This window comes from Polaribacter irgensii 23-P, from assembly GCF_000153225.1.
GTDB lineage: Bacteria > Bacteroidota > Bacteroidia > Flavobacteriales > Flavobacteriaceae > Polaribacter > Polaribacter irgensii.
Map to the genome: position 1 here is coordinate 468,370 of NZ_CH724148.1, position 12,364 is coordinate 480,733.

The 12,364-nt window shown below is 35.2% G+C and carries 9 protein-coding genes; 1 reads left to right on the plus strand and 8 read right to left on the minus strand.

Annotation, left to right across the window (positions count from 1 at the left end; genetic code table 11):
- Positions 1-92: 92 nt before the first annotated feature.
- Complete coding sequence (locus tag PI23P_RS02055) at positions 93-2,012, minus strand: ABC-F family ATP-binding cassette domain-containing protein (RefSeq protein WP_004569053.1); 1,920 nt, start codon at positions 2,010-2,012, stop codon at positions 93-95.
- Between the two features lie 50 nt (positions 2,013-2,062).
- Between PI23P_RS02055 and PI23P_RS02060 the strand changes: the two genes are divergently transcribed.
- Positions 2,063-2,437, plus strand: a complete 375-nt coding sequence (locus PI23P_RS02060) for a DUF983 domain-containing protein (protein ID WP_238299962.1) — start codon at positions 2,063-2,065, stop codon at positions 2,435-2,437.
- Positions 2,438-2,527: 90 nt separating this feature from the next.
- Here PI23P_RS02060 and PI23P_RS02065 read toward each other — a convergent pair whose 3' ends face one another.
- The 7 genes from PI23P_RS02065 to topA all read right to left on the minus strand — a co-directional run bounded on the left by PI23P_RS02065 (position 2,528) and on the right by topA (position 12,101).
- A complete protein-coding gene (locus PI23P_RS02065; RefSeq protein ID WP_004569055.1) occupies positions 2,528-3,568 on the minus strand; it encodes an NAD(P)/FAD-dependent oxidoreductase in 1,041 nt (346 codons plus the stop codon).
- Between the two features lie 175 nt (positions 3,569-3,743).
- Positions 3,744-4,598 carry a type IX secretion system ring subunit PorN/GldN gene (gene porN, locus PI23P_RS02070; protein ID WP_004569056.1) on the minus strand — a complete coding sequence of 285 codons (855 nt, stop codon included), beginning with the start codon at positions 4,596-4,598 and terminating at the stop codon, positions 3,744-3,746.
- 15 nt (positions 4,599-4,613) lie between these two features.
- Positions 4,614-6,143 carry a type IX secretion system motor protein PorM/GldM gene (porM, locus tag PI23P_RS02075; protein WP_004569057.1) on the minus strand — a complete coding sequence of 510 codons (1,530 nt, stop codon included), beginning with the start codon at positions 6,141-6,143 and terminating at the stop codon, positions 4,614-4,616.
- A 46-nt stretch (positions 6,144-6,189) separates the two neighbouring features.
- On the minus strand, positions 6,190-6,831 hold the full coding sequence (gene porL, locus PI23P_RS02080) for a type IX secretion system motor protein PorL/GldL (protein ID WP_004569058.1): 642 nt from the start codon (positions 6,829-6,831) through the stop codon (positions 6,190-6,192).
- Positions 6,832-6,859: 28 nt separating this feature from the next.
- A complete protein-coding gene (gene porK, locus PI23P_RS02085; RefSeq protein WP_004569059.1) occupies positions 6,860-8,233 on the minus strand; it encodes a T9SS ring complex lipoprotein PorK/GldK in 1,374 nt (457 codons plus the stop codon).
- Between the two features lie 99 nt (positions 8,234-8,332).
- Positions 8,333-9,493 (minus strand): formimidoylglutamase, encoded by a 1,161-nt coding sequence (locus PI23P_RS02090; RefSeq protein WP_004569060.1) that lies wholly within the window; start codon positions 9,491-9,493, stop codon positions 8,333-8,335.
- A 37-nt stretch (positions 9,494-9,530) separates the two neighbouring features.
- Positions 9,531-12,101 (minus strand): type I DNA topoisomerase, encoded by a 2,571-nt coding sequence (topA, locus tag PI23P_RS02095; protein ID WP_004569061.1) that lies wholly within the window; start codon positions 12,099-12,101, stop codon positions 9,531-9,533.
- Positions 12,102-12,364 lie beyond the last annotated feature (263 nt).

Below are 12,364 nucleotides of genomic sequence, written 5' to 3' on the forward strand. Positions count from 1 at the left end.
TTGTTTGTAATTACTGTTATGACCACAAAGTAGTTGGTACTTTGCTTTAAAATTTTGTTCCCAGAATATTTAGGACGAAGAATACATGAGAATTATGAAAAACTAGAAACCTGTGCCTCAACTTTTTCCCAATCTCCCATTAGTGTGTCTACTTTTGCTTTTTTAGCTTTGTATTTTTCAAAGAAGTTGGGTTGGGTAGCTACTGCATCGTAATTGTTTGCTAATTCCAAATCGATTTTTACAATTTCTTTTTCAAAAGCAGCAATTTCAGCCTCTATATTTGAAAGCTTATTCTTTAGCTTTTTAAGCTGTTTTTCTTGATCTCTTGACAATTGCCCCTCATCTTTTTTAGACGTGTCTTTGGCTACTTTCACGACGGTTCTTTTTTCTGCTTCTCTCAGATTTTCAATCTTGTGTTGCTCTAGAAAATAATCAATATCTCCTAAATACTCTTTGATCTCCTTATCCTTAAAACCATAAACAGTTGAAGTAAGTCCTTGTAAGAAATCTCTGTCATGTGAAACTAAAATTAAGGTTCCATTAAAATTATGCAATGCTTCTTTTAGCACATTTTTAGAAGCGATATCTAAGTGATTTGTGGGCTCATCCATTATCAGCACATTAAAAGGCGACAATAATAATTTACACAATGCCAGTCTATTTCTTTCGCCTCCAGAAAGCACTTTTGCCTTTTTATCTGCAGCATCTCCACCGAATAAAAATGACCCTAACATGTCTCTAACACGTGACCGATTAGAATCAGATGCGGCGTCTTCCATGATCTGCAAAACTGTTTTCTCTGGTGGCAAATGTTCTGATTGGTTTTGTGCAAAATAACCAACTTCTACATTATGTCCAAGTTTTAGAAGTCCCTCAAAAGGAATTTCTCCAACCATCATTTTGGCTAAAGTCGATTTTCCTTGACCATTTTGCCCTACAAAAGCAATTTTACTATTTCTTTCAATTAACAAATCAACACCTTCTAAAACATGCTTATCTCCATATCTTTTAGAAAGATTTTCTGCTTCTACAATAATTTTACCTGGCTCTTTCGAAATATTAAAACGAACGTTCATCGATTGATTGTCGTCTTGATCTACCTCAATCAATTCTACTTTATCGAGCTGCTTCATCAGCGATTGCGCCATGGATGCCTTGCTTGCCTTTGCCTTAAATTTATTGATTAAATGTTGTTTCTGTTTTATTTCTTTCTCTTGATTTTTTTGCGCCTGAAGTTGTTTTTCTTTGATCTCACCTCTTAACAACAAAAACTCTGAATACGGTTTCTTGTAATCATAAATCTGACCTAAAGAAATTTCGATTGTTCTGTTTGTTACATTGTCTAAGAACATTTTATCATGCGAAACAAGCACAATTGCCCCAGAATACCCTTTTAAGAAATTTTCTAACCAAATAATAGACTCAATATCCAAGTGATTCGTTGGCTCGTCTAAGAGTAGGATATCGTTGTTTTGTAATAATAACTTAGCAAGTTCAATTCGCATTCTCCAACCTCCAGAGAAGGTATCTGTTCGTTTGTCAAAATCTTCTCTTTGAAAACCTAATCCTTGTAAAATCTTCTCGGTGTCTCCTTGATAATTATACCCACCCAAAAGCTCATAACGCTCTGTTTTCTCTGTTAAATCGATAATTAATTGACTGTACGCTTCACTTTCATAATCTGTTCTAATTGCTAACTGCTCATTAATTTCATCTAACTGCAATTCTATCAATTTGATTTCTTCAAAAGCTTGATATGCTTCTTCTAAGATCGTTCTTCCCTCGACAAAATCAATGTCCTGTCTTAAAAAGCCCATTTGTACATCTTTATCAAAAGCCATCGTACCCGAGCTGCTTTCAATATCCTTAGAAAGCACTTTTAATAAAGTTGATTTTCCTGCACCATTTTTCCCAATCAGTCCAATTCTATCTCCTTTATTTAACTTAAAAGTGATGCCCGAAAACAATTCAGTCCCCATAAAAGAAACTGTTAAATTATGTACGTTTAACATGTAATTATTGTAAATTTATAAGGCGCAAAGCTACTTAAAAAATTAGAGTTATGATGTTTAAAAAAGGTACAAAAATGTACAGTATTGCAAACAGCAAATGCCCAAGGTGCCAAGAGGGTGCTTTTTTCAAACATTCATTTACTTTTCATCCTGCCAAAATTACTCAGCTTCATGAGAATTGTTCAAAGTGTAATTTGCGGTATATGATGGAACCTTCCTTCTTTTTTGGTGCTATGTATGTAAATTATGGAATTACAGTAGCACTTTCTATCGCTACCTTTACCATTGCTACGCTTCTTTTTAATCTCATTCTTTTAGAATCTTTCGCAGCTATTATTGGTGTATTACTGATTTTAGCACCTCTAAATTTACGTTTATCTCGAATTATTTGGATCAATATGTTTGTAAGTTACAAAGAAAAATAAACATTCTTACTACCTTCCATGTGCCTTCTTATTCTTTTAGACCACCTGGAACCCTTTGTCACTACTTTTACAAATTGATTTATAGAACGTTTAATGAAACCTGTCAATATCTGCAGCTTCATCTAAAGGAATCCCTTTTTCTATACGCAGAAACAAAGCTTTGGCCATTGTGGGTGCTATGAGCACCCCACGCGTCCCCAAACCGTTCAGAATAGCAAATCTCGCGTATTCCTTGTGCAAACCAACAAAAGGTCGCCGATCGTTTGTTGTAGGTCGGATCCCTGCAAATTGCTCAATAACTTCATACGGAGTCGTAAGCACCTTTTTTAATTTGTCTTCTAATTCTAATTTTCCAGCTGCTGAAGGTGCTGCTGATTTATCTTCATGATTAAATGTTGCTCCTACCTTGTATTTGTCATCTCCTAAAGGAATTACAAAAACAGCGGCTTTCAATAAAAAATCAATATTTAAGTTGGGTGCATGGATGGTCATCAACTCTCCTTTCGCTGCTGCTAGTGGTAGATAATTAAAAAATGGGTTTTCTTTGATTCCAAAACCTTCACAAAATACAATGTGTTTGCATTCAATATCTTGATAACGAATATTTTCAGCGGCGGGCACTAGCTTTGCGTGCTCAAATTTCTCAAAACGAATCCAATTGTTTCGCTTTAAATAGTTTCGGTAGGCACTTACCAATTTTAAAGTATCAATTCTCCCTGTTTTATTTACCGTTCCAAATCCAAAATCTCCCAAAATTCCAGATTTTTTTTTAGTCTCGATATTTGGATTCAAAAATTGCTGTAACAATGGTTTGTCAGAAGCAGAAAACCAATTATTCTGTTCTTCAATAGATTTAAAAACTCTTTTTATTAAGAATTTATCATCAAATTTCTGACCTAATTTTTTTTCTAATGCACCGTACAAAGACATCGCAACATTCAATTGTGATGCACCATTCCATACTGCTGTAAATTTTCTTAAAACAACAGGATTATATACCCCACAAGCTACCAAAGAAGATGTTTGAGAATGATCTTCAAAAACTAAGAATGTTTTATTTGCATTTATTAATTCTTCAGCAAATGCAAGCCCTGCCAATCCTAAACCAACAATAATATAATCTACCTTCATAAAACTACTGCGTTTGCAATGCGTGAACTCTCTATTTTTAAAAATTATTGAAACTTTTTTTAAAGACTACAAATATGCATTTCTTTTTTTGTCTAACACACCGACAACTTTAAAAATTACGGGACAAAAAAAACGCTTGCTTTCGCAAACGTTTTATATCCTTTTTATGTCTATCCTAATAATTCCACATATCCATTTCTCGGTTCCTTATATCCTCTTTAATTTTGGAAGCCTCCAATAATTGAAATAAAGAATTGCCACGCACATAATCTTCAATTGCTCTGTTATCATAAATATTTTCCTCTCGTACAATTACAGAACTAAACCTTCTCGCATTTAAAAGATGATCGAAAGAAATCGGCTGTGCAGCGTTTTTTACATTAAAAACCTTTGCATCATGGAGCACTTCTCTTGCTGCTGGAAAAAAGATCCAGAACAATTCGTACAATTTTGAATCCTCAATATTTTCAACACCCAACGTTTGAACATCTTTGCCCATAGGAGCCAATGCCAACAATCTATATTTCAATTCTCCGTGACGTTTATCAAAATACCATATCCCTTTGATCATATACCCCTGTACATCCTGTGTTTTAATTCTAAAAGTGTCTGTATAACCATTTTCCTCTCGGACATTAATCAAACGTTGCTGTATTTCCTCTTTTGTTATTTTCGAAGTAAAAAAAGAGTCTGAATATGCGTTTTCAATTTTTCCTTGTTGGATTCCTTTAAGAAGCGTATCAAATAAGGATCTTCTATACGTTGAGATGTTTACGGTATCTACGGGAAAATAATATGGTAAATTTATCTTCTGATTTAAATCAATAAACTCCCAAACTACTTTTGACCACAAGACATCTCTGTCATCTAAATAACCGAAAGGAATAGGACGATCATTGTTTGCAGCTAATTGCCGTTTACTTTTCACTCCTATTTCTTCTACCGATTTTGCGTTTAATATATTCGATTGACCTAGCACTAGATTCGCACTAAGAACAGCTAAAAATAATAATACAGAATTTCTAATCATAACTATGGATATTCTCTAGTTTGTTAATTCTATGTTTACAGGCAGTACTTTTTTAAGCTCATATGCACTATTTTTTATAATAGCTTTGATATCAAAAATATTAATCATATCGCCTCTTTTTGCCTTTGAAAGCGCATTTTTTGCTGCGGCACTCATTTGTGTCCCGTTTACAATAATGGCCAATTGATCAGGTACTTTTAGTTTAAAACTTATTACCTCTAAATCCAAATCAAATAAAAAGTCTGGCAAACCTGCGCTAACTGGCGTATTTACTAGCCCCGATTTTGGCATTCTTACGGTACCGTATTGCTCTCTCACGGTTCCCATTGCAGCGGGAATATCTTTTATTCTAAAAACAGTGCTTGTATTTACAGTACTGCCGTCTGCGAGCTTCGCACTTACCTTAATGTCTACTTTGTTGCCCGATTGTGGTCTCATTATGTATGCACCTGAACCTACTTTTTGTAAACCGGGAGCACTAACGATTACATCTTTATCTGGCACTCCTGGTAAGGAAATGGATATAGGGTTTGGCAAACCTCTGTATACTACATTCATTTTGTCAGCAGAAACCACCGGTGAATTTGGTTTTGATATCACCGAGTAAGAACTCTTAAACGGAACGGGTACTTCCTCTCCGTTTTCCATGAAATAAATAGTTCCATCAATATTTTTCTCGCCAACATTTTCTGCTCTCAAGTCTAAAACAACATTTCCATCTTTAAAATTATCATATTTTTTTCCATTTAAAACAACTCTACTTGGTAGCAAGCTAGGATCATATCTTCCTAAAACTACAGTTCCTGTGACATTATCTCCAGGATAAAATGCGTTTTTATCTAATTTCACAAGTCCACTATAATTTGACATGGATACGTCGCTTTCCAACTGGCCTCCTAATAGGTTCGAAATAATATCTGCTTCTGTATTCTTAATATCTGCTTGCAACTGCGTCAAATTTGTTAAAGAAGCGACTAGCGGAAACCCTTTATATCTATATTCCAACCATTTGATTGTTTTTCCATCACTATTTATCTCATCCGTTGTGGAAAACCTTTTTGTTAGTATTGAGGCAAAGGAAGTATTCTTCCCCAAAACATCCATTAAAGAGTTTCTATGCCCATTAATTCTAGCTAAAAACGCTTCACCTTCCGCAGTAAACACATCTCCTTTAAAGAAGCGTTCATCTAAAAAATCAGTTTTATCCATAGCCTCATATGCTTGCTTATCCTCAAGATCTGCAGTCATATCCGTTTTTAATGCTTCTAAATAATTGTAAAAATCTTTTGAAGCTATTTTTACTCTAAGAGCCTGCTTGTTTAAATTCGTAAATTTTGCTGCTTGATCACTCGCTTTTGTAGCTAGATTAGCGTAGGCTTGATTATTTTTTTCTGAAATTAAAATATTATTATCTGTTAACTTTTCATTCACAAAACCAAAAGCTGACAAGACCTCTTTACTCATATTCATCGACAACATTGCGATAAAAACAAGGTACATTAAGTTGATCATTTTTTGTCTTCCGGACATTTTTCCTCCCGCCATTCTAATTAGTTTTTTTAATTATTATAAAATTTGTTCTAACTAATTATTACTTGGTTGTCATTGCAGATAGCATCCCTCCATAGACTCCGTTTAAAGAAGATAAGTTATTTGCCAATGATTCCATTTGTTGTTTCAATTTCTCTGTATTTTCTATGACCGCTGAATTTAGCTCTGCCTGGTTCGTTGAATTTTCTAATTGCACCTTATACAAACCATTCAAAGACTCCATCTGTAAAGAAGCCAAAGACATTTGCTCATTGTATTTATTTGTAGCAGAAATTGTTTCTGATGCTGCAGACAATCCTTCAGCAGCCCCCTGAAAATTCTTCATGCTTTTCCCTAAACTTTCCATTAGGCTGGAATCAATTTTTGCTTCTATTAGCAAAGAATCTAATTTTTGTGCTAACAAACCACTAGCACCTAACCTTTTCTCATCATCTTCAGATGACAAACCATCTGCCAGTTCAGGATAAACCTTTGACCAATCTAAATCCTCTTCTGGAGCATCAAAAGCAGATATTGCAAATACTGCGGCCTCAATAACCAAACCTACTGTTAACATCGCACCTCCTGATAAAAAACCGATAGAAAAGTGTTGAATTTTGAACAAAGCACCAACAATTACAACTGCCGCTCCCATTCCATATATAAAATTCATTCTTTTTTTGTAAGCTCTTGACTGTGCCATAATTTACTTCTTATTTTTTTGGTTGAATTTATTTATTTGCTGTACCTATAAAATCTTGCACGGTCCTAAAACCAATATAACTTCTAGCGGTATCGGCATATTCATAGTCCCTTGAGCTTACCTCTAAGAAATAAGCCACATCTTTCCAGGAACCTCCACGTACAATTTTTCTTGTATTTTGGCTGTCTTCTACATTCGCATTCATTGTGGAAGCCATATAATAAGAAGACAAATTATATGCGGTATTTGTCCATTCAGAAACATTTCCAGCCATATTAAACAAGCCATAATCATTGGCATTATAAGAATTCGCCTCCATAGTATAGAGTGCCCCATCTGCAGCATAATTGCCTCTTACCGGCTTAAAATTTGCTAAAAAACAACCGCGATCATTGGTTGTGCCTCCAGTACCCCAGGGATACGTTGCAAATTCCAAACCTCCTCTTGCAGCATACTCCCATTCGGCTTCTGTTGGCAACCTAAAGGTTGGAACTGTTGTTGGGTTTTTCTTTCCTTTTAAATAGTCATTTTTCTTTTTTGTTCTCCAATTACAGAATGCCCTTGCTTGTCCCCAAGTTACCCCAACAACTGGGTAGTCTCCATAAGATTGGTGATGAAAATAATCTTGGTGCATTGGATCATTGTAGGAGTAATTGAAATCTTTTACCCAAGCAGTTGTATCTGGATACACTTGCACAACCTCCGTTTGTAAAAAGTCTTTTCGACTTCCTCCACTTCTTGCTGCTTTGTCTCCATCAAACCAAGAATACCGGTACTTTATTGCTTTTGTGTCAAATGAACGCAACCCGTTAACCGACTCTTTCTCCCCAAGATAAAGGGAATCCATGACTTCTACATAATTGGCATCTGGATATTCTGATGTTTTCCAAACTAGTTCGGTCTTCCAATTTAAAGGTCTTGCGGCCGCTGTTCCTTCGGATAAACTCCAATAGTTTTCATACATGTACTTCTGATAAGGAGTTGCATTTTCTGACTCTACACTTGAAAAAGCGTAATCTTGTATCCCTCCTGTTGATCCTGCGCCTGGAACTGCATTACTTCCAACAATAGCGGCATAATCAGCCTGTTCTCCTAATTTTGTTCTTACAATTGAATCTCTAACCCATCGCACAAATTCTTTGTACTCATTGTTCGTAATCTCGGTTTCATCCATGTAATACGCCCGAACTGTAACTGTTTTTGTAGGTGCATTCATAGCGCCACTGATATCCTCATCTTGTTTCCCCATTGTAAAAGAACCTCCTGGCACTAATACCATTCCGTAAGGTTTCTCAGAAAACCATTCCTTTTTAGCCTTAACACCCACCAATTCGCCTCTGTCATTAGAGCCACAACTGTAAATTATTACTACTAAAAGAGCAAATACTAGTACTTTCCTCATATTATAATTATGTCTTAACAAAAATTTGGTAACGTATTATTTTTATTCGCAGCAATGTGGAAAAAGCATTTAACACATTGCTTCGTTCTTCTCTAAGTGTTACAACATTTTTTTCATTGCACGATACCATTTTTCAGGTATCAACTGCTTTGTTGCCGCTACATAGTCTTTATACGTACATGGTATTAACGCATGCCTTTTGTATTTATTATTTGACAAAATATTTATTTCCATCCACCATCTTCCCGATTTATTACTTTTATAAAAAGTAAGTGGTTCGTCCTCTTCCAATAAGACTGTAAACCTCTGATAATTCTCTTTGCCTGAAAAAGGATAATCTTTTACACGGTAATTAAAACCCTCTATAAAGTACCAAATAATTTGCGCAATTAAATGTGCTGTTTGGTGGTTCTTATCATATTTTGCATTGTACTCATAAATTCCAAAAGAGGACACCTTGTCGCTAATACCCGCATACCTTGAAATTGCACAAATCTCTTCACCATAAAACCCATTTGGTGAAGCATTTTTATTTGCTGGAGCGTCACTTTGACGAATTGCACCAATATCTATAGAAACGATATCAGCATCTCTAAAAGCTGGCTCTATATTTTCTAACTCCTTTGCCTCCCCTAATCGGTAGGAATCAAAAAACAAGCTCTCCAACAAGTTGATTTCTTCTTGCGAATTAAAATAAGTCTGATACCCTACGTTGCAATAATTAAACAAGTTATTTGGCTCTTGCATAATTATTTTACTCAGATACGATTGGGAAGTTAACTCCCCTTCCAAACTCCCTAGATCAAACCGACTGTCTACAGCCGTTAAATTTACAGACTGCTCTAAAGCATCATATGCTCTATAATTTATGTAAGTAATGTCCTGACCTCCTCCTATAATAATGGGGATAATATTTTTCTTTAACAAAAAGGCCGTTATTTCTTTCACCGCATAATAGGTGTCTGAAACCTGATTTCCTTTCTCAACATTTCCTATATCTACAATATTGCTATGCCAATTACCAGGAAATAATTCGTATAATTTATGCCGGATAAGGTATAAGTCTTCGCCACAGCCAAAATTATCTTGTGAGTTTCTATCTTCTTTCACTCCAAAAATAGCAATTTGAACGTTTTCCAAGATTGGAAAACCTTCTTTTTTTGAATAGATTTGAATATTTCGACCCAAACAGTCCGGAGATTGCTCATCTAATTGTGCAATAACGGAATCTTCTATGGGAGTTAAAAAGTCGTGATTCATTAATTTTCTTAAATAAAAAGAGTGAGATACTAACTAATTAGTTCTTCTTTAGAGTTTTTTTTACTGTTGTTTTCTTTTTTACCGCAACCTTCTTTTTCGGTGTCACCTTCTTTTTTACCGCAGCCTTCTTTTTCGGTGTCGCCTTCTTTTTTGTTATTTTCTTCTTAGGCGTCTTAGCTTCTATCATTTTCACAGCTTCCTCTTTTGAAAGCTTTTCTATATCCGTAGTTTTTGGCAACTCAATTTTAAGCTTTCCTTTTAAAACATTAAAACGACCCCAACGAGCTTTTTCTACACGAATCCCAACATCTTCCCAATTGTGCACAACTTTATCTATTTCTTTCTGTTTTTTAACCTCAATCAATTCTATAATGTCAGCATCTGAAAGCGTATCAAAATCATACTTTTTACTTACATTTATAAAAATAGAATTCCATTTTATAAAAGGACCAAAACGGCCAACACCCTTTTGTACGGGCATTTCATCGTAGTGATAAATAGGGGCATCTGCCTTTTGTTTTGCAACAATTAACTCTTCTGCTCTTGGCAAATCAACTTCCATTGGATTTTCTCCTTTGTCTAAGGAAACAAACATCGTCCCAAAACGAATATAGGGTCCAAAACGACCATTTGAAACAATTACCTCCTCACCCTCATAAGCTCCTAATGTTTTTGGAAGCAAAAACAATTCTAATGCCTCTTCCATGGTTATGGTGCCTAAATTTTGAGTGGTATTTAAACTTGCAAACAACTTTTCCTCGTCCTCTGGGGCTCCAATCTGTGCAATTGGTCCAAATTTACCCAAACGAACTAAAACAGTCTTTCCAGATTCTGGATGCTTTCCTAAAATACGCTCTCCACTTTCTCTTTCTGCATTTTCTTTTACATCTTCCACATTGTCGTGAAATTTTGTGTAAAAACCTTTGATCATTTCAATCCAATTCGCATCTCCTTCCGAAATATCATCAAAAGAACTTTCTACTTTTGCCGTGAAACCAAAATCTAAAATATTTGAGAAATTAGCAACTAAAAAATCATTGACAATATTTCCAATATCTGTTGGAACCAATTTATTTTTGTCAGCTCCTGTTTTTTCTTCTAAAAGAGCTTCTTCCACTACTCCATTTGATAAAACTAGTTGTTGATAAGACCTTTCTAACCCTTCATTCTGTCCTTTTTCTACATACTTTCTGCGTTGAACTGTAGAAATTGTAGGCGCATATGTAGAAGGTCTTCCAATGCCCAGTTCTTCTAACTGCTTTACTAAAGAAGCTTCTGTAAACCGGTAAGGTGGACTTGTAAAACGCTGCGTTGCATTGATAAAAGCATAAGCCAAAGCATCTTTAATCGTTAAGTTTGGCAACATTCCTGCTTGTTCCTCGTCTTCATTATCCGTTCCTTCTAAGTAAACCTTTAAGAAACCTTCAAATTTGATCATTTCACCATTTGCAGTGAATATTTTAGAATTTTCAGAGTTTTCAATTTTCACGTTTGTGCGTTCTAATTGCGCATCACTCATTTGAGAAGCTACTGTCCTTTTCCAAATTAAATCATACAATCTATCTTGGTCGTATTCTGTACTTATCGAATGTACTTTCATACTTGTGGGACGGATCGCTTCATGGGCCTCTTGTGCCCCTTTTGACTTGGTCTTAAAAACACGCTGCTTGCTGTATTCAGCGCCGTAATAATTTGTAATTTCCTCTTCAGCGGCATTTCTTGCATCCACAGATAAATTCAAACTATCCGTTCTCATATATGTAATCAAACCCGCTTCATACAAACGCTGGGCAACCTGCATTGTTTTGCCAACGGCAAACCCTAATTTTCTGGATGCTTCTTGTTGTAATGTAGATGTTGTAAAAGGTCCAGCTGGTGACTTCTTTGCTGGTTTTTTAGTTAAATCTGCAATAGAAAAATCTGCATTGGCACAAGATTTTAAAAAATGCTCCGCAGTCTCTTTAGAATTAAAATTCTTTGGAATTGTTGCTTTGAACATTTTTCCTTCGCTGTTCGTGAACTGCGCAACTACTTTATAATGCGTTTCTGCCACAAAACTAAGAATGCTACGCTCTCTCTCTACAATCAAACGAACTGCCACTGATTGTACTCTCCCGGCAGACAAACCTCCTTTTACCTTACGCCACAAAACGGGTGACAATTCATAACCAACAAGTCGATCTAAAACTCTACGAGCTTGCTGTGCATTTACCATATTGTAATCGATATCTCTCGGATTTTCAACTGCTTTTAAAATTGCATTCTTTGTTATTTCATGGAAAACAATCCGTTTTGTATTTTCATCTTTTAATCCTAATTGCTCCTTTAAGTGCCAAGCAATAGCCTCTCCTTCCCGATCCTCATCACTTGCCAACCAAACAGTCTCTGCTTTTTTTGCTAATGCTCTTAACTTTTTAACAATTGTTTTTTTGTCATCTGAAACAATATACTTCGGACTAAAATCACCGTCCACGTCAATTCCTAATTCTTTCGAAGGTAAATCTGCAATGTGCCCATAACTAGATTCTACTTGAAAATCTTTTCCAAGGAACTTCTCGATGGTTTTTGCTTTTGCTGGTGATTCTACAATTACTAAATTCTTTGCCATGTATCTTTCTTTTTTCTCAATTAACGTAGTTTAACTTACGTTCTTTTGAATCACAAAAGTATGTTGTTTTTTTTTATTATTATTTTTTTAAAAAAATTTAACTCATTTTTAATGGATAAAATCATTCTTCGATAATTTTCCATCCCACTTCCACACCTAAGTTTTAAGCAATTATAAGAAGATAATTACCAAACGCTACCTCCCATTTTTTTCACACTGGATAAATCGGAAGCAACCCTGTATTCATCCCATCATTTTCTTTA